Genomic DNA, 19,859 nt, shown 5'->3' on the forward strand with positions numbered 1-19,859 from the left:
CCAAGCCCGAAGGCATAGAGTGCTCTTTTGGATCCAGAGGATTTCGGGCCCGTGTCAGCGACACAACAACGCACCATTAACACCGGGGAAGCACGGCGTTCGGGTCGTAGGGGGAGTCCGGCTCGCGAAGGGCGACCGGGTCATGGACTCAGGCGGCGCCGGGAAGGGGGCGGTGGGGTAGTACCGGGCGACCTGAAGCATGTAGTTCGCCCACTGCGGGCCGGCGAGCATGTACCCGTCAATGGCCTTATAGAACTTGCCGTTGACGGTGATGTTTTGTCCTGGCCGCTTCTGGCCCTCCAGGGCGTCGCCGAAGAAGGAAGCCGTCGCGAGGCCGCTCGTGTAGCCCACCACCCAAGTGGCGCCGTTGGTATTGGACGTGCCGGTCTTGGCCGCAACCGGGAACCGCTCCTGGACCTTGGGCTTGATGTAAACGCCGGACCCGCGTTTCAACACGTCCTGCAGCACGGCGTTCACGCCCCGGGCGACCTCGGGCTTGAACGCATCACGGCAGGCGCTGGTCTCGGCCGGAAGCTTACGTCCCCCCGCATCAGTGACGGACACTATGGCGATCGGTGCGCAGTACTTGCCGTCGTTGGCGAACGTGGCAAACGCGTTGGCCAGATGGAGCGGCGCCACCCCGATGGCGCCCAGCAGATTGCCCAGCTGGTGCATGTTGATTTGGGCGTTGTCCACGCCGCTGTGGAGCCCGGCGGCATCGACCATCTTCTGGATGCCGCAGAAGTCGAGTTGCGCGGCCTCGGCGAAGGTGGCGGTGTTGATGGAGTTATACAGCCCGTAGTCCACGCGCATGCGGCGGTAGTACCCGGCGTCGTTGTTCTGGAGGTCGTCCGCCGCGCCGAGGCTCTTCTGGCTGGTGCTGTAGGCCCCGAGCACCCTGCCGCAGCTTGATCTCCAGCGGAATCCGAGCGGATAGGAGCGCCGGGACGCGTCGACTATTGCGGCCAGGGACTTGCCCTCGTTGAGCCATTCCGCGAACGTGAACGGCTTCATGGTGGAGCCGGGCTGGAACCCGCCGGCGCCGTTGAGGTCGTTGCCGTTGGCATCCTTGGAATCGACGTTGAAGTTCAGTTGCGTATCGAATTTCCCGGGCGCCGGGAGGAAGACGGTGTTTTGCGCCATCGCCAGGATCTTGCCGGTACCTGGTGCGATGGAGACCATCGCCGCGCCCCATTTGTCCGGGTTGGCCCCGGCCGTGGCATCGACCTGCGCCTGGGCGGCCAGTTGGAGCCGGCTGTCCAGGGTGGTGGTGATAGTCAGGCCGCCGCGGAACAGCTTCCGCTCCCGCTCGGCCATATCCGCGCCAAAGGCCGGATTGTTGAGGATGAGGTGGGACACGTAGTCGCAGAAGTACGGTGCCATTTCCGCGCCCGCGCACCCCTGCCTGCCGGGGGTGATCTTGAGATCCACCGGGGCGGCGACGGCCGCATCGTGTTGCACTTGCGTGATGGCGCCGTAGCTGAGCATCCTGGCGAGAACCTGGTTGCGGCGCTGGACGGCGTTCTCCGGATGGACGTCAGGATTGTAGAAGCTGGGGCTGTTCACGAGGCCGGCCAGCAGGGCAGCTTGCGGCAGGGTGAGGTCCTTGGCCGTGGTGTTGAAGAAATAGCGGGACGCGGCTTCGATGCCGTAGGCGTCCCGGGCGAAGAACACGATGTTCAGGTACCCCTCGAGGATTTGGTCCTTGGTGTACTTCTTCTCCAGTTCGACGGCGAGCCTCATCTCGCGAATCTTGTCGGCCATGCTCTTTTGCCCGTTGAGGACAATTTGATCGCCCCGGTCCGCCGACACGAGGGATTCGTTGAGCACGTTGGTGACGTACTGCTGGGTCAGGGTGGAGGCGCCCTGCCTGCCGCCGCTGGTCAGGTTGGACACCAGGGCCCGGAGAATCCCCTGGGGGTCGATGCCGGCATGTTCGTAAAAGCGGCGGTCCTCGATCGCGACGATCGCGTCCTTGATGTACCGGGACATCTGGTCGAGGCGGACCTTCACGCGGTTTTCCGCGTAGAAGGTGGCGATCGGTTTCCCGTCGGCGCTGAGCACCCTGGTCGACTCCGACGGCGGATCAACGGTCAGTTCCGAGGGAAGGCTGTTGAACAGGACGATCGATTCTTTGACGGCGACGCCGGCGGCGGCCACGGTCGGGACCAGGAGGCTGGCGGCCAGGACGCCGCAGACCGCGCTCGCTGTGAAGAAGCCGAAAAGCCCCCACAGGGTCACGGCTAGCCGGGATCGGGTGCGTTTCCTGGGCGCCATGGTGCCTGGCCAGGCTAGGTCAACGAGTCGATGGCGACGGTGATCGCCAGGAGGAGCGGAACGTCCTCGCCCGCCGCGATTTCGACGCCGTAGGACTCGCGTACGCGGAACCATTTCTTGGAGATCGTGGCGACCGTATGGCCGTCGCGTTCGATCTCGTACTCGTGGTCGACGATGTTGCCGTGTGCCGTCATATCGGGGCCGCCTTTTACGTCGATCGAGAAGCGGTCACGGAGCCCTATCAGCGCCTTGTGGACCGTTGCGGCGGTGTCTTCGCCGCGCTCGACGGCGACCTTGTCCCGGATCGAGAGCTTGCGCTCCTGGATGCGCGCCACCTCGTTGCCGGAGTCGTCCTCCAGAACAAAAGTGTCCCGCATCCGCAACGCCTTGCCATTGACCTTGTAGGCGCGTCTGCCCTGGCTGTCTTCGATCCAGAAGTCATCCCCGATCGACAGCAGCTTCTCGCGCATCTGAAACCGCTCGCCCACGGGTTCGTCAGGCCGGTGCCGCAGTAGTCCCATTCCCTGACCATAGGACCGCTCCTCCGGCCGCCGCCTCACCCGAACCGGATGGTCCGCGGGCCACTCGGAAGAACTGCCTGGAATGAGGCTGTGCCCGGACCCGTCCCCAGCTTTTTACAACCCCGGCCCACTAGGTTCGGCGGATGACCTGTCTCGACTTATGGTCGAAGCGCCGGAGCGGACACACTCAGGGTCGCGGAGCTCTCCTCCGTTCACCCACAAACCCGCGAGGATGGCCATGAGAATCAATTCCGCCTTCACAGCCTTGACCACCCTACTCCTGACGGCCGGCTGGTTGACGGCGGGCCTCCCGGCGCCGGCCCAGGCCGCGGGCACCACGTACTTCGTCAGTGCGGCCGGGAGCGATACGAATTCGGGAACGTCAAGCGCTGCACCTTGGAAGTCACTGTCGAAGGTCAACTCGATCGTCCTCAAGCCCGGCGACACCGTCAGTTTCCGCAGGGGCGACACCTGGACCGGAGGTGTCGTGACCACCCAGAGCGGGACCGAGGCAGCGCCCATCACCTTGATCGGCTACGGGACCGGCAACGCTCCGACCATTACCGGCGGCAAGTCAGGAAACTGCATCAGGATTAACGGCAACTTCACCACCGTTGACGGGCTTCGGGGCGTCTCCTGCGGCTACGCGGGCATCAGCGTCACCGGCGACCGCAATACGGTCCGCAATGCCAGTGCCTCCAACAATGCCGTTGGCATCAAAGCAGGGAGCGGGTCTGACTTCGGGAAATACACCGGCAATGTGCTGACCAACAACAACATCATGAACGTCCTGACACAGGGCACGAATTGCGGGACACCCCAGGCGGTGAACTGCAGTGACGATTCTGGCGCTTCCGGTGTGCTGGTCAACGGCAATGACAACGAACTCTCCGGCAACACGGTCAGCGGCTCCACCGCGTTTTCCTACGATTACACGCGCGACGGCGGTTCTTTCGAAATCTACAACGGCAGCCGGAACTACATCCATCACAACGTGTCCCTGGACAACAACAACTTCTCGGAGATCGGCCGGTCCTCCGGAACTGCGGACGGGAACATCTACCGCTACAACCTGGTCCGGTCGACCTGTGGTGCCAACTGTGCCCAGGCCAAGGGCTTGATCGCCCGCGGTGCAGGGACGTCCTTCGGGCCGACGAACGGCACCGTGTTCGAGTTCAACACCGTGTATCTGAACGGGCCGCAATCCCAGGCCGTCGTCTGCCATGCGGGCTGCCCGGCATCGACCGTGATCCGTGGCAACATCCTGACGGGTGTCAAGAATTCCTTGTGGATCAACGGCTCGGGCTGGACCGAGAAGCAGAACGTCCTCAACGGCCCGGTCAACTTTGTCCCGAACAGCACGTCCACCACCGCGTCTGCCCGCTTCGTGAACGCACCGGCCGATCTCCACCTCACCGGCACCAGCCCGGCCATCGACCGCGCTGGAACGAGCCTGTCCGCCGTCGACCTTGCCGGAAGTGCGGTGCCCCAGGACGGGGATTGCAACGGAACGGCCGCTGCCGATTCGGGGGCCTACGAGTTCGACTCGCCCAACTGCTGACCCATTTTGCGCCGGAAGCGGCTCAGCTGGTGCCGGCTTGGCTCCAGCGTTGCTCGATCCGGCCAATTTTCCAGACGGCGAGCGCGATCAGCCAGATGATGACGAACAGTCCGACAATGATGTACCCGACGTTTCCGAGGTCCAGCGAACCGATGGCGGCAGCCGGCCCGGATTCGAGTCCCAGCTTGTCCGCCACGACCCCGAGCAGCACGGTAACCCCGACCACCAGGGCCACAATCACCGAGAGCACCGTGACTGTGAGGTTGTAAAAGACCTTGCGGACCGGCTTCAGGAACGCCCACCCGTAAGCCCGGGACATGAACACGCCGTCGGCGGTGTCGAAAATGCTCATTCCGGCGGCGAACAGCACCGGCAGGACCAGGATGGCGTACCAGGGCAGGGAGAAGGCCGCGGAACCGGCCGCGAGCACGAGCAGGGCCACCTGGGACGCGGTGTCGAATCCCAGGCCCATCAGCAGGCCGACGGGATAGATGTGCCATGGCTTGGTGACCCGCCGGATGGTTCCGCCGAGGAGCCGCGCCAGGAAGCCCCGGTTGTTGAGCTGGTGCTCAAGCTCGGCCTCGTCCAGTTCCCCGGTCCGCATCCCGCGGAACACCCGGGCGATGCCGATCACCGAGGCGAGGTTCATCAGACCTATCAGGATCAGGAACGTTCCAGCCACGACGCTTCCCACCAGTCCCAGCGTCTGCATCAGGGCCGAGTCCCCGTCCTGCACGGTGCCGGCCATGGCCCTCGCGCCGAGGGCCAGGAGCAGCGCCGCGCCGAACACCACGGTCGAGTGGCCCAGCGAGAACCAGAAGCCCACCCCCAGCGCGGCCTTTCCCTCGCCGACCAGCTTGCGGGTGGTGTTGTCGATGACGGCGATGTGGTCGGCGTCGAACGCGTGCCGCACTCCCAGCAGAAAGGCGGTGACGCCCAGCCCTACCCCGTACACACCGGAGCGGCCCAGCGCGAAGTTCTGTGGAGCCACGGCCAGGGTCAACACACTCCAGCCGACGACGTTGAGCAGGAGGACGAAGCCGGTGATGCCGGCGAGATGGAACTTGTCCCGGCGTTCCCAGCGACTGGACGTCGCCCGCACCGGCTGCGCTACAGGCAACAAGTTGCTCATAATCCGTAAGGGTAGGCGCGGGGGGTCGCCGCTGCCAAGACCTCGCGGACTGCGGAACTGCGTGCGGCAGTGTTGACGCCGGGAGGGTCTCGCTTGCGCCCTTGGCACGGAGACGCGCGGCCCTATCCGCCGGTGCGGCCTCCATGCAAGCATGGGGATCACCGATCATGCACAGCACTTCGATCACGCACAGCACTTCGATCATGCACAGCGAGGGGACTCGATGAAATCCAATGAACTGCTGCTGGATGCCTTCGGCCGGATCCGTGAGACGGTGGCCGCGGCCCTGGCCGGGGTCGATGAGGCCGCCCTGCTCCGACGCCCCGGAGGCAACGGGAACTCAATGGCCTGGCTCATCTGGCACCTCAGCAGGGTCGAGGACGCCCAAGTCGCCTCCGCCGCGGGCCTGGACCAGGTCTGGACCTCGGAGGGGTTTGCCGCCCGCTTCGGCCTGCCGCTCTCCAAGCGGGACACCGGCTACGGCCATACGAGCGCCCAGGTGGACGCGGTGCAGGCACCGCCGGAACTGTTGCTCGAATACTACGACGCCGTCCACCGGCAGACCGCGAATTTCCTGGCGAACCTCGGCGACGACGACTTCGACCGCATCGTCGATACCCGCTGGGACCCGCCCGTCACCCTCGGGGTGCGGCTGGTGAGCACGATTGCCGATTGCCTCCAGCATGTGGGGCAGGCGGCCTACGCCAAGGGCCTGAACTCCGTGCACGGGCACGGCTAGGGCGGTCCCGGCCATGCTGGCGGCCGAAATTCGCGGGCTCTTCCCGGGGCTTCAGGACACCATCTACCTCAACACCGCCTCCATGAACGTCGGCTGCGCCCCCGCCCGCGAGGCCTACGAGCTGGCCGTCGAGCGCTGGTCCGCCGGCACGTTCGACTGGATGGATGCCGAGCGGGCAGGGGAGGAGGCCCGCAGCATGTTCGCGGAGATCGTCGGGGCGACGGCGGGGGAGATCGCGATCGTCCCGGCCGTGAGCTCCGCCGCCGGTATAGTGGCCGCCAACCTGCCGCCCGCGAAGCGCGGGGAGAACGTCGTGGTCGCCGGGAACGAATTCGCCTCGAACTATTACTCCTGGCTCCTGCTCCGGAACCGCGGTTACGAGGTCCGGGCCGTGGCACCGGGCGGCGACGGCGTGACGGCCGAGGCCTTTGGCCAGGCGGCCGACGGCGGCACCCGCCTGATCGCCGTGAGCGCGGTTCATTCGGCCAACGGCTACCGGGCCGACCTGGCCGCGCTCAGCCGGGTCGCGGCCCGCTCCGGCGCCTGGTTCTTCGTCGACGCCTGCCAGGCCGCGGGCGCGGTGCCGCTGGATGTGGTGCGCGACGGCGTGGATTTCCTGGCCCGCCGCGAGCCACAAGTTCCTGCTCGGCTCCAGGGGCATGGGCTACCTCTATGTCCGCAGCGGGTTGCTTGACCGGATCCAGCCCGTCGGTCCCGGCTGGAAGGCCGCTCGCCACCCGGCCGAGAGCTTCTACGGACCGGCTATGGACCTCTCACCCACGGCCTCGAAGCTCGATGCCTCCCTGGCGTGGTTTCCCGCCCTGGCCGAGCAGGCGGCGCTTGGCATCTTCCGCCGGTTCGGCATCACGGCCCTGCTCGATCGCAACGCCCGGCTCGCCCTTCGCCTGGAGGAGGCGCTGGTGGCGCAGGGCTCCGCGTTCCGGCCGTTCGCCGGGCAGCACCGTTCCACGATCTTCTCCGTGCCCGCGACAGACGCCGAGGCGGTCCTGGCGCGGTTCCGCCAGGCCAACGTCGTGGCGTCCGTCCGCGAGGGCAGGATCCGGCTGGCGGTACATTTCTACAATCTGGAAGAAGAACTCGATCGCGTGGCCGGGCTGATCGGGCGCGGCTGAGCGGCGGCGGGCCGTGCCTCTCCTGGACACCGGGGCTGCCGGAGCACCGGAACTAGGCGCGCCCGCCGCGGCCGGCGACTGGTTCATCGAAGCGCTCGCCGACGTTTCCGTCGGCGTCGTACCTGGTGAAGGCCGACGGCGTGTACCAGACTGACGGGATCTCGATCCGGCCTCCGGTTCCGATGATCGCGGCCTGGTTTGGTCCTGCCGTGTCCAGCGCGCATTGCAGCACGGCCTGCTGCCCGTCACCGTATTCGGAGATCATCGCGGTCTGCCGTCCGGGACCAACAGCGCATTCTCGTGGTGGAACGGGTGCGGCGTCGAAACGTAGACAACATCGACGTCCGGGTCGGCCACGAGGTCCTCGTGGCTTCCATGGGACGTGGGGATCTGAAACCGGGCGGCGAACTCGGCTTCCCGGGACGTGTTCGTATCCTCAGCCCGAAAACCGGGACTCACGGTGTGAGCGGACCCCGAAGCACGCGCAGGGCCGCGGCGGCGTCACCTTCAATGCGGGCGCTGTGTGCCAGGTTGGATCGACCCCAAAGACCCAGATACATCATCGGCAACGGGGCGGAAATCGATGCCACGGCGGGACCAGGGCCCAGCGTCCAGCTGGTGGCCCCCGGCACCTGGAAGGCCACGGCTTTGTCCGGGTGCGGCATCCGGTCCAGGCGCAGCTGCCGCGGCGTGAACATTGCCAGGACCTCGTCGACACCGTCGAGCATGAAGTCATCCGCCAGAGCGGGGATCTCCAGGCCGAGTGCCTGGCAGGCGTCGACGAGGTGGATGGCGTGTTCGTGGGCCTGTCGCCGAAGCCAGAACCGGGCGGTGCGCGGCCGCGGGCCAAAGTTCCAGCATTCTTTCTCGGGATCAAGGCCCGTCATTGTCTCGAGGAAGGGTGCGGTGCCCGCCAGGAACCAGGCCGCGGCGCCCTCGGCCGGCGGTGCAGGTTCCTGGACAAAGGTGCCCGTCCGAACCACAGCTGCTGCCCACCGCTCGATTGAGCCGAGATGCCCGAAGAATTGCTCGAGCGTCCAGCCGGGGCACGCGGGAACTGCGCGGGCAAGCGTGTCCCGCGGCTGCCGGGCGAGCGTGCCGAGGTGGTCCAGGGAGCTGGCCAGCTCGGCCAGGAATCGATCGGGCGACATGAGAGGAGCCTAACGCGACGCCGGGGCAGTCCGCGGCCCGGGCGCGGAGCACTGAGGCGTTTCCGCGCGCCCGACAAGTAGGCAATCGTGTCCGCCCAAGTACAAGGCCAGTAGCAGCCGGACGAATACGGGAATCGCAAGCGAAAAGTCGGGTACCCTCCACTCGCGCGCTCACCAACCCCCGCTTCTAGGCTCCAAAGTACTGGGTTAATAAAGTCAATGTAATGGTCAGGATCGGGTCTCAGCCATGCATGATCAAACAGAATCGCGGGTGTCGTCCCGCCATTTTCAGGGCCGTCCGCGCAGTAAACGGATGGGTGGGCCACCGCATCTCCGGAAGCACCGGACGGCCGCAATCCACGCAACGTCGCCCCGATACCGCGGGTGGTCCCGAGGCGCGTGGGCGTCGCTGCTGTCGGCCACGCTCGCCCTGGCCGGACTGTCGGTCGGTGGGACCGCCGTCGCCGACGTGGGGACCATCGCCCACGATTCCCTGCGGACCGGATGGGACCGCGACGAGCCCGGGCTCTCGCCGTCGGCGGTCGCATCATCAAACTTCGGCAAACTGTTCTCCGCAACCGTGGACGGGCAGGTCTACGCCCAGCCGCTCGTAGTCGGCACCACCGTGATTGCCGCGACGGAAAACAATGCCGTCTACGGGCTGGACAGCGCCACGGGCGCGGCAAAGTGGACGCGCAAACTCGGGCCGGCGTGGCCGGCGTCGACGGTGAGCTGCGGTGACCTCACTCCCAACATCGGAATCACGTCCACTCCGGTCTACGACCCGGCGACGAAAAGCGTCTACCTGCTGGCCAAGACGAATGACGGGGCAAGTAAGCTGTTCCCGCACTGGTACATGCACGCCCTGGATGTGGCGACCGGCGCGGAGAAACCCGGGTTCCCCGTCAAGATCCAAGGCGCCCCGACCAATGACCCGGCCCGCCCGTTCAACCCGATGACGGCGATGCAGCGCCCAGGGCTGCTGCTCCTGAACGGGGTCGTATATGCAGGATTTGCCAGCCACTGCGACTACACCCCCTTCGTCGGCTACGTCGTCGGCGTGTCCACCGCCGGCCGGCAGACGACGATGTGGGCCACCGAATCAGGCAACGCCAACGCGGAGGGCGGAATCTGGCAATCCGGCGGAGGACTGGTGTCCGACGGTCCCGCCAACATCCTGCTCACCACAGGGAACGGCATTTCCCCGAAGCCCGGCCCGGGATCGAATCCCCCAACCACACTGGCGGAGGCGGTGGTCCGGCTCCGGGTCGGCAGTGACGGCAATCTGAAAGCCACCGACTTCTTCAGCCCGGCCGACAACGCAAAACTTAACCGGAACGACGCCGATCTGGGCTCCGGCGCTCCCGTCGCGATCCCGGACGGCTATGGCACTGCTGCACACCCCCACCTGTTGGCCCAAATCGGTAAAGACGGCACCATGTACCTCCTGGACCGGGACAACCTGGGGGGCATGGCGCAGGGGGCCGGCGGCACCGACGCCGTCCTGGACAAGGCCGGTCCGTACAGCGGAGTGTGGGGAAAGCCCGCGTTTCTCGGGACCAGCAACGGTGGTTACCTGTACGTCGTCGAAAGCAACGGGTACCTTCGCGCCTTCAAGCTCGTGCCTGGCGCCAATGGCGGGGTCAGCCTCGCCGCCGTCGGGACCTCTGCGGGCACGTTCGGGTTCAGCTCCGGTTCGCCGGTGGTGACGTCCTCCGGCACGGACGGGTCCTCCGCCCTGGTCTGGGTGGTCTATGTCAGCGGAGGCACCGGGGCCGGGGCCGAACTGCGCGCCTACCGTGCAATTCCGGACAGTACCGGGAACCTCAAGGAAGTGTTTAGCGCACCACTGGGTATAGGGGCCAAGTTCTCCTCGGTGGCCACGGACAAAGGCCGGGTCTACGTGGGCACCCGGGACGGGCACGTCCTGGGTTTCGGCGCCCCGACAACATCAGCGGTAGGGGCAAAGAACACCGACCTCGGTACCGTCGCGGTGGGGAAGACGGTGACCGGCAACGTGACGATCACTGCGTCGCGGGCGGTAACGGTGAGCTCCATCACAACAAGCACCCCGTTCAGGATCGGAACCACGCTCACCCTGCCCCGGACCTTGGCCAAGGGCGGAAGCATGACGGTACCTGTGGCCTTCTCGCCGGCCGTTCCGGGTCAGGCGGATGGCACCCTGAGGGTCAAGACAGCCGACGGCGAGACCGTCCTCCTCGGCGTCCACGGCGTCGGCACGAAGGAGGGTCTGGGCGCGACTCCGGCCACGGTCCAGTTCACCGACGTCCCGACAAACACTGTCAGCCGGCAGACCGTCAACATCATCAACACGGGCACCACCGTCGCCAAGATCACCGGCGTCACTCTACCGGTCAACGCAGAGCTCCGCGTTGACGCCGCCACGGTGCCGGCCGTCGGGCAGAGCATCCAGCCCCTCGCGTCGGTGGCGGTGTCCATGACGTTCAGTCCCACCTTGGCGAGTCCGGTGACCGATACGCTCGTGGTCGCCAGTGACCGTGGGAAGGTGACCGTCAAGGTGGCCGCGACCGCAGTTTCAGGCGCAGCGCACCTGGAGTTGCCGCGCTCTTTGGACTTCGGTGACGTCCCCGCCGGGACGTCGGTTACGCGGGCTTTCGAGATCAAGAACACCGGAAACATCCCAATGACCATCACGAAGGCGAAGGCGCCGCAGGGCGTCTTCTCCACTACGAATCCCATCTCCGAGGGTTTGAAAATTCCCGCCGGTGAAACCGCGTACCAGACCGTAACCTTCGCACCCACGGCCGTCGGGCAGGCCGGAACTTCCGAAACTTACTACCTGATCACGGCGGACGACGGCCAGGCTGCCCAGAAGGTCATGCTCACCGGGAACGGTACCGATGACCCCATCGCTGCCTACGCATGGAAGATTAATGCCGGCCGCCCCGGGTCGAGCCTCGGCCGGTCACTGACCGCGGAGTACGCCGTGGGCGTGGGCAAATGCCAGGACTACACCAGAGGGGTGATCTGCTGGTCGCCCAAGACCGGGGCCCATGCAGTCCTCAATGAAATCTACAAGCGCTACAAGGCCGAAGGCGGCGCCGGAGGCCGCTTCGGCTTCCCCACCTCGGACGAGCAGGTGTCGCCAGACACGGTGGGGCGGTACAGCGACTTCTCTGGTGCGGGCGGGACCTCGATCTACTATTCACTGGCCACCGGAGCACACTCAGTGACCGGTGCGATCCGGTCCAAATGGAGGGCACTCGGCGCGGAGACAGGACCGCTGGGCTATCCAATCACCGACGAGAAACGGACCCCGGACGGGGTGGGACGGTACAACCACTTCTCCGGTGCGGGTGGGGCGTCGATCTACTGGACACCGACAACCAAGGCCCACTCGGTGACAGGGGCCGTCCGCGCCAAGTGGGCGTCGCTGGGCTGGGAGACCGGACTTGGCTATCCGACGTCCGACACTACGGCGTCGGCGGACGGGGTGGGACGGTACAACCACTTCTCAGGTGGAAGTGGAAACTCGATCTTCTGGTCGCCGACGACTGGGGCGCACTTTGTCTTAGGCGCCATCCGGTCCAAATGGGCGGCACTTGGCTGGGAGACCGGCCCGCTGCGTTACCCGATCACGGACGAGAAAGGCACCCCGGATAAAGTGGGGCGCTACAATCACTTCTCCGGTTCGGCGTCGATCTACTGGACGCCGAGGACCCTGGCGCACCCGGTGACCGGTGCGATCCGGTCTAAGTGGGCGTCACTGGGCTGGGAGACGAGCCGGCTGGGATATCCCACGAGCGACTCGTATACGGTATCCGTCGGTCGGGCGACGGATTTCCAATATGGCCGGCTGACATGGAACGCATCACTGAAGAAGGTCACCGGATAGGCAGCGCGCGGACCAACCCCGACGCTTGGCGCGTCGGCCTCGTGGGGCGGCCCCCGTCCAGGACCCTTGCCGGAATTCTGACTTCGGAGGAGGATGATCGGCACACTGGAGGAGGCCCGTCATGACCCAGCTCGGCAAGTTTGAGAAGTATCTGATCGAGGAATTCTTCGACGACTACCGCGCCGGCGCCATGAGCCAGCACACGTTCACGCGCCGTGTGGCGTTCATCATGGGCAGCATGGCAGCGGCCTCGGCGGCGATGCTCCTGGTGGGCTGCACGCCCGACGAGGTTCCCCGCAGTACCGATCCCATGCCGACGCCGACACTGTCCGCTCCGGGGTCCGGTGCCGCGTCCGCGGGTGCGGTGCCGGGGGCCAAGAGCCCGCTGTCGGTCCCGGAGGGAGCGGCCGGACTAACAACGGCGACCGTGCAATTCGCCTCGGGCGGCACCGATATCAGTGGCTATCTCGCACGGCCTGCACAGGGGGCCGCCGGGCCGGCCGTGCTGATCTGCCACGAGAACCGCGGGCTGACACCCCATATCCAGGATGTGGCACGCCGCTTCGCCAAAGCCGGATACGCCGCACTGGCCCTGGACCTGCTCAGCCGGGAGGGCGGAACCGCGGGTATGGACCCGGACGCTGTCCCGGGCGCGCTGACCCAGGCCGGGGCGCAGCGTCACGTTTCCGACTTCACAGCCGGCTTTGACTACCTGAACGCCCAGGACTTCGTTGATCAGGGCCGGATCGCCATGAACGGCTTCTGCTTCGGTGGCGGCATCACGTGGCAGTCGGCGACCGCGATCCCGGGACTGAAAGCGACCTCAGCATTCTATGGACCCGCGCCTGACCTGGACAAGGTCACCGCCATCAAGGCGGCTGTCTTCGGCGTCTACGCCGAACTGGACCAGCGGATCACCGGCGCCATGCCGGCGCTCCGGGATGCCTTGGCCAAAACCGACGTCCGGAACGAGCTCAAGATCTATCCCGGCGTGGACCACGCCTTCCACAATGACACCGGGCCGCGCTACAACCAGGAGCAGGCCACGGCCGCATGGAACGACACGCTCGCCTGGTTCGGCAAGTACGTATGAGCGACAGGGCCCGGAGATGCCTCCCGACCGGATAGAGGCACGATGACCGTAGGACGAACGACGGCGGCCCTGGCCGCGGCGGGCGCGTTGACTCTCGGCTGCTACGGCGCCGCGCCGGGCATGGACCGGCCCGCCGAAGTCGCCACGGCCGTGACGCTCGCCTCCGACGGGACCCAGGCCGCCGTCGTCCGCGGCTGGGGACCGGTGGTGGCCGGGGATGAGTTTAGTTATGCAGGGCCGCCTGACCCGGCGAAATGGAAGGTCTACAAGGGCCCGGGGCACGCGGGCAAGGGGATCCGAAGTCCGAATGCCCTTGCAGTGGGCGGCGGCGTCGTGACCCTCAGCGGCGACGGGGCAGGCACCACGGGAGGAATGTCCGCCAAGTTTGCCAATCAGCGGTACGGCCGCTGGGAGGCCAGGATGAAAACGAGTGCGCGGGATTTGCAATACCATCCGGTCCTGATCCTGTGGCCGAACAACAACAGTTCACCCACGTGTGCCGAGGTCGACTATGCGGAAGGCACTGCGAACACCACTCTGATCAGGTTCAACCTGCACCACGCCTGCAGCGGACCGGGCTTCCAGACCCGGGCAGCCCGGACGCTCGACACGACGCAATGGCACAACTATGCAGTCGAGTGGACCCCCGCCGGAATTACCGGATACCTCGATGGGTCATTGTGGTTTGCGGACACGAACCCGGCGCATCAGCCCACGGTGGGTATGCACCAAACAGTGCAACTGGACTGGTTTCCCAACGGCACGCCCACCAAACCCAGCCAGATGCAGGTCGACTGGATCCGCGTTTACAAGTGAGCGTTGCGCTTACTCGCCGGAGGCAAATTCCGGCCGGAACGGGCCGCCAGCCTCCGACGTCCCTTCGCGGGGCCCGTCAAAAGCCTTCAACGCCGCAAGGTGCTCCAACAGGGCCCGTTCCGGATGTCCGGGATGCGCAGCCAACTGCTGGCGCAGCAGTTCCCGTGCGCGGGTTTGTTCCGGGGCAGTGTCGTCCAGGACGGCGTCAATGATCCTGGCGGCCTGATGTCGGATTCCGGCGGCAGATGCGGCATGTTCCGCACCGGATACCAGGTTCTCGGGATTCTGTTCTTCGAGGCGTCCTGGAGTGGACGACGGCTCCACCGACATGGCTATTCCTTTGGTCAACGTTCCGGCTGAGTCCGGAACCGGCCTGCCGCCTTCCCCCAATCCCGGGTACTGCACCCGGGTCCTAAGACGGGCCACCGTGACAAACCTACAACGACGCCGGGCCACCAACACCACACGGGAGCGAAGTTTTCGCCAAGTTTCATGCACACGTCACGTCGCCGCTGCCCGCGGAATGCTAACGGCCGCTGGCGCCACGGGGCGTATCCGCTGCAGCGCTTGTGTTGGTCATCTGCCCGAAAAGACGCGGAAATACTCGCCGGGTAGCTTCGCACCAAGCATTCCGTTCGAAAGGTAGTACGCCATGCGTGTTGGACTGATCCGGGTGATGACGACGTCGGACCGACGCCTGCTTCACGCCCACGGGAAACTCCTCCGGGAAGCATTCGGATTTACCGTCACCTCGCGCTGTATTCCGGACCAGCCGTCCGGCGTCTACGACCAGGCGTCGCTCGAGTCTGCGGCACCCAAGGTTGCCCAGTTGGCGCGGGACATGGCGGGGGACGCCGACGCCCTGATTATCAGCTGTGCGTCCGACCCCGGGCTGGCCGCCGCACGGGCAGCCGTGGATATCCCGGTCATCGGGGCGGGCTCCGCGGCGGCGGCCGCGGCTCTGACCTTCGGCGGCCGGATTGGAGTTTTGGGACTCGGCGCACACGTACCGGGCCCGATCTCGGATGCGCTGGGCGACCGCATGCTGCTCATTGACGGGCAGGGGCGGGTCGAAACACCCGACGCGTTCCTCATGCCTGCCGGGATCTTCGACGCCCTCGCTGCGGCCCACATGCTGGTCGACGCCGGTGCCGACGTGATCGTCCAGGCCAGCACGGGCCTGAGCAGCATCGGCATGGCGGACGTGCTCCGCCGCCGGCTCGGGGTTCCGGTGATCGACGCCGTGACGGCGGCCGGTTCGATGCTCGTCTCAGCGGTTCTCGCCAGGGAACTTCAGGAAGTTTGAGTCCTGCCATCTGTGGCGGCGTACCAGCGGCCAACGCCAGGGCAGCCCCGCGCCGCAACAGGGCGCGGGGCTGCCTGGTGTCGGTCCTATTTGTAGACGCGGACCCAGTCAACCTGCATCTGTGAAGGCTTCGTGGCCGATCCGTCGGGGAACCAGTCCAGCTGCAACGTCTGATGCATGCCCACGGAGGGCAGGTGCGCGGGGTTCGTGTCGGAGAAGGTCTTCACGCCGTCGATGTAGCCGGTGATGCCGGCAGGAGTCCACTCCACTGCGTAGTTGTGCCACTGGGTGGTGTCGATCGTCTTGGCCGCCGTGGTCTGGAAGTTCGAGCCGCCGCAGGCGTAGTGAAGGAAGAACTTGATCTGCGTGGTGTTGGTGCTGCCCTCGGCGTAGTCAATCTCGGCGCAGTTGGGCGAGGTGTTGTTGTTGGGCCACAGGATCAGCACGGGGTGGTACTCGGGGTCGCGGGCGTTGGTCCGCATGCGCGTCTCCCATTTGCCGTATTTCTGCTGCGCAAATTTGGCCGACATGCCGCCCGTGGTGCCGGCCGAGTCACCGCTGACGGTTGCCACGCCATTGGCGACTGACCACGCCTGCGGGCTCCTGACACCCTTGCCGGCATGTCCGGACCCCTTGAAGACGCTCCACTTGGTGGAGTCGGGGGCGCCCGCCTTGGAGAACTCGTCACCCGCAACAACCGCACCCCAGCCCCGGGCCGTGGCGGCCTGGGACCCGTCGCCCGTCGCGGCGACGGCGGCCTGGGCCGCGACGGGCGCGGCGGCCGCCGTTACCGGTGCCGGAGCGGCTGCCGCCTGTGCGTCAGTTGCCGGGGCGACTGCCGTGGCGGCCGGTGCAGGTGCCGCACCGGCTCCGGGGGCCACAGGTGCAGCGGCCGTGCCGGAAACAGGTTTGGGGGCCGAGGGGGCCGCCGGCTTCGGCGTTGCGGCCGCCGAGGCCGTGGCTTTCACGGCAGGATGCGAGGCCTGGGTTGCCGCCGAGGACGTGGAGTCCGCAGCAGAATGAGCGGCCTCGGTGGCCGGGGAAACGGCTGCGGCGCCGGACGTGGGGCCAGCGCTGCAGCCGGTCAGGGACAGCGCTCCCAGGCTCAGCGCAATCGCTACCTTGTTCAGCTGTGGTGCCGACAGGCGTGCCTTCGGCCGTGCATCTTTGAACGTTGATGTATTGAGCGTTGACTTATTGAGCCTTGATTTATTGAACAGCGGTTTCTTGAACAACGGACCCCTCCGGGCTTTCGTGGCTGGCACACACAACCGACGCTGCCAGGGCGGCGGATAGTGCGGAAAGTTTCATCCGGCCCCGGCCGCAAGGCACGGGCGAGCAGACGCCGAACGGCGCAACGGGGCCCTGCGAAGGGGCGGTCCGGGGCCCTGCATTCGGGCCGGGCCTCACGGCCAGCGGCCAACGTTACCGGACCGTTACCTCAGCCCGCAAACCTCCCGCGCAGATAGTGGTGACCTGCCAGGCAGGGCCGGCGGGGGATCTGGACGGTCCACGCCCGCCGTTCAGGACGGCTTGGCACCGCGTTTCGGCTGTGAGCTGGGAGGGGAAAGAATGGACCCGTGAGTGAACCCGGCGAATTCATCGACCGCTCCCTGCAGCGGGAAGCATCCTGGCGCCGCGCTGAGCAGCTGCAGGCGCGGCTGGAAACGGAGCCAGCGGGCAGTGGCCTTCGGTTCTACGGCACCTCCGTGGGTGCCGTGCGCGGCACGGTCCGCGATGCCGGCCGCCGCTATCCCGGACTCTCCCGTGATGAGGTCGCTGCGCTGAGTTCCGAACTGTGGGGCCCGGAACTGGAGGGCTCCGACCTGGACGGCTCGGAACTGCGGGCAGCGCCGGTTTTCGAGCGCCGGCTGGCCGCCGTGGTCCTGCTGCAGAACAACGTGAAGCTGCTGACCAACGCCGACCTCACCCGGCTGGAGGGGTTCATCCGGCAGGCGCGGGTGCCGGACCTTGTGGATCCGCTCGCCGTCGACGTCGTCGGGCCCCTGGTGGACGGACTCAATGTTCTGGCCAGGGTACGGGCCGACAGCGTGCTGGACCGATGGGTGCGCGAGCCGGATGTCTGGCTGCGCCGGGCCGCGCTGCTCTCGCCGTTGCTGGCGCTGCGCGCGGGCGCGGGGGACTGGGACAGGTTTGTCCGGCACGCCAACGCGGTGCTCGGCGAGCCTGGCGGGAAGTTCGACGCCGACGGACTGGCTGTCCGGGACGCGGTCTCCCGGGTCCTGGCGGAGATGGCAAAGCGGAGGCCGGAACTGCAATTCACGTCCGTCGGGGCATGACGAACCGGACCTTCGCCGCCGGATCGGCTGGTTCAGGCACTCAGGCACTCAGGCACTTAGGCACTCAGGCACGTCGGACATGCAGACATCCGGACTGTCAGGCCTTCGGATCTCCAGGATCGCCCTGCCCGACGGTGCTGCCGGGATCCCCGGACTTGCCGCCGGCACCTGCCGGCAGCGCGAACGTCCTCGCCGCCCGTGACCCGGCGACGGCGCCCGCGGCTATGGTGACCAGCGCTCCCACCAGCAGGGCCGCGGCCTCGCCCGGGAGCAGGACCTGAAGCTGCGTGCCGATGCTCGCCGCGGCCACCGGTACGCCAAGCTGGGCCGCCGACAACACCCCGAGAGGCAGCGGGAGTCCCAGGAAAGCCAGGCCGGCGTGCGCCAGCACGGCCCCGCCCCCCAGTGCCAGGCCGAGGGCAATCATGTCAGGGTGGCCGGCCAGGTCCCTGAGCGTCAGCGAGGCACCCAGCCAGACGAAGAAGAGCGGACCCAGGAAGCCGTCGCTGAGCGCGAACAGTTGCCGGGCCAGCCGCCGCGGTTCGCCGACGGCAGCCATCACCAGGCCGAAGGAAAAGCCTGCCATCATCACAGAAACATTGCTCCACGTTGCGACACCGGCCAGGGTGAACAGTACGGCCAGCTGGATCCGCAGCTCCAGGGCAAACTTGCGGCTTTCCGAGAGCCGGTGCACGCGCCGGCGGATTCCCCGGCGCTCCAGCCAGCTCAGGCCGACAAAGAGCCCCACCGCGCACCCGGTCACTACGAGGACGCCCAGCGCCGCCTGGACTGCGTGGGGCGGATCCACCAGGAGCGGCAACGCCACAATGCAGGCTGTGTCGGCTATTGCCACCTGCGCTGTCATGTCCACGACATCTGGCCCGCCGAGGCGCAGGGAATCGACGATTGGAAGCACCAGGGCGGCCGACGAAGACGCCAGCAGCACGACATAGAGGGGAGCATGTCCAGTCCCGAACAGCAGCCCGATGCCGGTTCCGACCACCACCGCTGCCGCTGCGGCCACAATCGCCCGGCGCGAGCCCTTCCCGAGGGCGCCACGGATGTGCGGATCCCGCACGGGAACGTGCGTGCCTGCCACGAACATCATCAGCGCAAAGCCGATATTGGCCAGCAGGGTGAATGTCGGATCCGCGGGGTCCACAAGGGCCAGGCCTGAGCGCCCGATCGCGATGCCGGCCAGCAGCTCACCCAGCATGACAGGCAAGTGCCAGCGCACGGGCAGGGCCAGCAGGGGGCCAGCCAGGGCGATGACGGCGATCAGCGCCAGGGACAGGAAGGTCACGGTTCGCCGCGGCCCGCCGGCACCGTTCCCGACCGCCGTTCCACTACTGCGTAGGCCTTCCCGTCCAGGAAGGCCCAGTCGTTGACAACCATGTACCCGAGCGCGTCCACCCGGTCATTCAGGACGTGCTCGTCGAAGCCCCCGTCGCGCGGTTCCGCGTCCCATGTGCTCACATGGACGTCCCCGCCGTCCAGGATCAGCAGCTCGGTGTTGACGTCGAAATCCTCTTGGGGCTGAGTGCTCAACTGGCAGATGGCGACACAATGGCTGTTCATTTCGGGCCTCCGCTTCCGGTGGTGCTGATGGCATCATCCTATGTTCGGAAACGGCGCCGCCCTATGGGCAAATTGCGGCTCGGCATCACCGCCTCCGTTACCTGAATGTGACTTTCGGGTGCGGTTCGCGCTACGGTTGATGAGTGCCTGTTGTCTCCGATACGGGCGCTCCCCAGCCGATTGCCTAACTCTGCCGCGGCCCGGGGGTAACTCGCATCAACGTCCGGCAGAGACGGGGAAACCACTTTTGACCTGCTGATATGCAGGTCTTGGGGTGAAGCCGCACAGTGCCCGCCACGACGGGCCCGGGAGTGCGGCCGGGTGCCTCCCATCCGAATCCGACAGCTCACCTCGCAGGCATTGGGAGAGGCTACA

19 protein-coding genes and 1 riboswitch are annotated in these 19,859 nt (G+C 66.7%); of the genes, 9 read left to right on the forward strand and 10 right to left on the reverse strand.

Features of this window, described 5'->3' with window-relative positions:
- Window positions 1-54 precede the first annotated feature (54 nt).
- Window positions 55-2,277, reverse strand: a complete 2,223-nt coding sequence (locus C560_RS0103715) for a transglycosylase domain-containing protein (RefSeq protein ID WP_051532989.1) — start codon at window positions 2,275-2,277, stop codon at window positions 55-57.
- A gap of 14 nt (window positions 2,278-2,291) precedes the next feature.
- The gene (locus C560_RS0103720) at window positions 2,292-2,798 is read right to left on the reverse strand and encodes an LURP-one-related/scramblase family protein (protein ID WP_026537177.1); all 507 of its coding nucleotides are present in this window, start codon (window positions 2,796-2,798) and stop codon (window positions 2,292-2,294) included.
- Window positions 2,799-3,036: 238 nt separating this feature from the next.
- Here C560_RS0103720 and C560_RS0103725 point away from each other — a divergent pair, with 238 nt between their 5' ends.
- Window positions 3,037-4,359, forward strand: coding sequence for a hypothetical protein (locus C560_RS0103725; protein ID WP_026537178.1), 1,323 nt, complete (start codon window positions 3,037-3,039; stop codon window positions 4,357-4,359).
- 22 nt (window positions 4,360-4,381) lie between these two features.
- On the opposite strand, the gene C560_RS0103730 is transcribed toward C560_RS0103725, so the two are convergent.
- Entirely contained in the window at window positions 4,382-5,491 is a 1,110-nt protein-coding gene (locus C560_RS0103730) for a HoxN/HupN/NixA family nickel/cobalt transporter (protein WP_051532990.1), read from the reverse strand.
- Window positions 5,492-5,714: 223 nt separating this feature from the next.
- Here C560_RS0103730 and C560_RS0103735 point away from each other — a divergent pair, with 223 nt between their 5' ends.
- From C560_RS0103735 to C560_RS23770, 3 genes are all read left to right on the forward strand, one after another.
- Window positions 5,715-6,230, forward strand: a complete 516-nt coding sequence (locus C560_RS0103735; RefSeq protein ID WP_026537180.1) for a mycothiol transferase — start codon at window positions 5,715-5,717, stop codon at window positions 6,228-6,230.
- 13 nt (window positions 6,231-6,243) lie between these two features.
- On the forward strand, window positions 6,244-6,924 hold the full coding sequence (locus C560_RS23765; RefSeq protein WP_231494248.1) for an aminotransferase class V-fold PLP-dependent enzyme: 681 nt from the start codon (window positions 6,244-6,246) through the stop codon (window positions 6,922-6,924).
- A 70-nt stretch (window positions 6,925-6,994) separates the two neighbouring features.
- Window positions 6,995-7,363 carry a hypothetical protein gene (locus C560_RS23770; protein WP_231494249.1) on the forward strand — a complete coding sequence of 123 codons (369 nt, stop codon included), beginning with the start codon at window positions 6,995-6,997 and terminating at the stop codon, window positions 7,361-7,363.
- A gap of 52 nt (window positions 7,364-7,415) precedes the next feature.
- On the opposite strand, the gene C560_RS23775 is transcribed toward C560_RS23770, so the two are convergent.
- Genes C560_RS23775 through C560_RS0103750 form a run of 3 tightly spaced genes read right to left on the reverse strand, consistent with a single transcriptional unit; the run spans window position 7,416 to window position 8,514 of the window.
- Window positions 7,416-7,628 carry a hypothetical protein gene (locus tag C560_RS23775; RefSeq protein ID WP_026537181.1) on the reverse strand — a complete coding sequence of 71 codons (213 nt, stop codon included), beginning with the start codon at window positions 7,626-7,628 and terminating at the stop codon, window positions 7,416-7,418.
- Complete coding sequence (locus C560_RS23780; protein WP_231494250.1) at window positions 7,625-7,822, reverse strand: Gfo/Idh/MocA family oxidoreductase; 198 nt, start codon at window positions 7,820-7,822, stop codon at window positions 7,625-7,627. Before C560_RS23780 ends, C560_RS23775 begins: the two co-directional genes overlap by 4 nt.
- The gene (locus C560_RS0103750) at window positions 7,819-8,514 is read right to left on the reverse strand and encodes a maleylpyruvate isomerase family mycothiol-dependent enzyme (protein ID WP_026537182.1); all 696 of its coding nucleotides are present in this window, start codon (window positions 8,512-8,514) and stop codon (window positions 7,819-7,821) included. Before C560_RS0103750 ends, C560_RS23780 begins: the two co-directional genes overlap by 4 nt.
- 313 nt (window positions 8,515-8,827) lie before the next feature.
- On the opposite strand from C560_RS0103750, the gene C560_RS21175 reads away from it, so the two are divergent.
- From C560_RS21175 to C560_RS0103770, 3 genes are all read left to right on the forward strand, one after another.
- Entirely contained in the window at window positions 8,828-12,391 is a 3,564-nt protein-coding gene (locus C560_RS21175) for a choice-of-anchor D domain-containing protein (protein ID WP_051532991.1), read from the forward strand.
- Window positions 12,392-12,512: 121 nt separating this feature from the next.
- Window positions 12,513-13,484, forward strand: a complete 972-nt coding sequence (locus C560_RS0103765; protein WP_018773247.1) for a dienelactone hydrolase family protein — start codon at window positions 12,513-12,515, stop codon at window positions 13,482-13,484.
- 42 nt (window positions 13,485-13,526) lie between these two features.
- A complete protein-coding gene (locus C560_RS0103770; RefSeq protein ID WP_231494251.1) occupies window positions 13,527-14,300 on the forward strand; it encodes a glycoside hydrolase family 16 protein in 774 nt (257 codons plus the stop codon).
- 9 nt (window positions 14,301-14,309) lie between these two features.
- On the opposite strand, the gene C560_RS21185 is transcribed toward C560_RS0103770, so the two are convergent.
- Window positions 14,310-14,630 (reverse strand): hypothetical protein, encoded by a 321-nt coding sequence (locus tag C560_RS21185; RefSeq protein ID WP_043422474.1) that lies wholly within the window; start codon window positions 14,628-14,630, stop codon window positions 14,310-14,312.
- Between the two features lie 322 nt (window positions 14,631-14,952).
- On the opposite strand from C560_RS21185, the gene C560_RS0103780 reads away from it, so the two are divergent.
- Window positions 14,953-15,606, forward strand: a complete 654-nt coding sequence (locus C560_RS0103780; RefSeq protein ID WP_026537184.1) for an aspartate/glutamate racemase family protein — start codon at window positions 14,953-14,955, stop codon at window positions 15,604-15,606.
- Window positions 15,607-15,692: 86 nt separating this feature from the next.
- Here C560_RS0103780 and C560_RS21190 read toward each other — a convergent pair whose 3' ends face one another.
- Window positions 15,693-16,841 (reverse strand): glycoside hydrolase family 16 protein, encoded by a 1,149-nt coding sequence (locus C560_RS21190; protein WP_231494252.1) that lies wholly within the window; start codon window positions 16,839-16,841, stop codon window positions 15,693-15,695.
- Between the two features lie 345 nt (window positions 16,842-17,186).
- Here C560_RS21190 and C560_RS0103790 point away from each other — a divergent pair, with 345 nt between their 5' ends.
- The gene (locus tag C560_RS0103790; RefSeq protein WP_026537185.1) at window positions 17,187-17,906 is read left to right on the forward strand and encodes a DNA alkylation repair protein; all 720 of its coding nucleotides are present in this window, start codon (window positions 17,187-17,189) and stop codon (window positions 17,904-17,906) included.
- Between the two features lie 97 nt (window positions 17,907-18,003).
- Here C560_RS0103790 and C560_RS0103795 read toward each other — a convergent pair whose 3' ends face one another.
- Together C560_RS0103795 and C560_RS0103800 are read right to left on the reverse strand one after the other, a co-directional pair.
- A complete protein-coding gene (locus C560_RS0103795) occupies window positions 18,004-19,209 on the reverse strand; it encodes a cation:proton antiporter (RefSeq protein ID WP_026537186.1) in 1,206 nt (401 codons plus the stop codon).
- A complete protein-coding gene (locus tag C560_RS0103800) occupies window positions 19,206-19,454 on the reverse strand; it encodes a hypothetical protein (protein WP_231386249.1) in 249 nt (82 codons plus the stop codon). Before C560_RS0103800 ends, C560_RS0103795 begins: the two co-directional genes overlap by 4 nt.
- Window positions 19,455-19,655: 201 nt before the next feature.
- Window positions 19,656-19,858: riboswitch (cyclic di-AMP (ydaO/yuaA leader) on the forward strand.
- The last annotated feature ends 1 nt before the right edge of the window (window position 19,859 follow it).

Source organism: Arthrobacter sp. 9MFCol3.1 (assembly GCF_000620385.1).
Lineage (GTDB): Bacteria > Actinomycetota > Actinomycetes > Actinomycetales > Micrococcaceae > Arthrobacter.

Bases quoted from the DNA above. Each gene is read 5' to 3' on its own strand.
- C560_RS0103750 (WP_026537182.1), bottom strand. From the start codon at position 8,514: ATGTCGCCCGATCGATTCCTGGCCGAGCTGGCCAGCTCCCTGGACCAC.
- C560_RS23770 (WP_231494249.1), top strand. From the start codon at position 6,995: ATGGACCTCTCACCCACGGCCTCGAAGCTCGATGCCTCCCTGGCGTGG.
- C560_RS0103715 (WP_051532989.1), bottom strand. From the start codon at position 2,277: ATGGCGCCCAGGAAACGCACCCGATCCCGGCTAGCCGTGACCCTGTGG.
- C560_RS0103730 (WP_051532990.1), bottom strand. From the start codon at position 5,491: ATGAGCAACTTGTTGCCTGTAGCGCAGCCGGTGCGGGCGACGTCCAGT.
- C560_RS21185 (WP_043422474.1), bottom strand. From the start codon at position 14,630: ATGTCGGTGGAGCCGTCGTCCACTCCAGGACGCCTCGAAGAACAGAAT.
- C560_RS23765 (WP_231494248.1), top strand. From the start codon at position 6,244: ATGCTGGCGGCCGAAATTCGCGGGCTCTTCCCGGGGCTTCAGGACACC.
- C560_RS0103780 (WP_026537184.1), top strand. From the start codon at position 14,953: ATGCGTGTTGGACTGATCCGGGTGATGACGACGTCGGACCGACGCCTG.
- C560_RS0103765 (WP_018773247.1), top strand. From the start codon at position 12,513: ATGACCCAGCTCGGCAAGTTTGAGAAGTATCTGATCGAGGAATTCTTC.
- C560_RS0103725 (WP_026537178.1), top strand. From the start codon at position 3,037: ATGAGAATCAATTCCGCCTTCACAGCCTTGACCACCCTACTCCTGACG.
- C560_RS0103720 (WP_026537177.1), bottom strand. From the start codon at position 2,798: ATGGGACTACTGCGGCACCGGCCTGACGAACCCGTGGGCGAGCGGTTT.
- C560_RS21175 (WP_051532991.1), top strand. From the start codon at position 8,828: ATGGGTGGGCCACCGCATCTCCGGAAGCACCGGACGGCCGCAATCCAC.
- C560_RS0103735 (WP_026537180.1), top strand. From the start codon at position 5,715: ATGAAATCCAATGAACTGCTGCTGGATGCCTTCGGCCGGATCCGTGAG.
- C560_RS23775 (WP_026537181.1), bottom strand. From the start codon at position 7,628: ATGATCTCCGAATACGGTGACGGGCAGCAGGCCGTGCTGCAATGCGCG.
- C560_RS0103770 (WP_231494251.1), top strand. From the start codon at position 13,527: ATGACCGTAGGACGAACGACGGCGGCCCTGGCCGCGGCGGGCGCGTTG.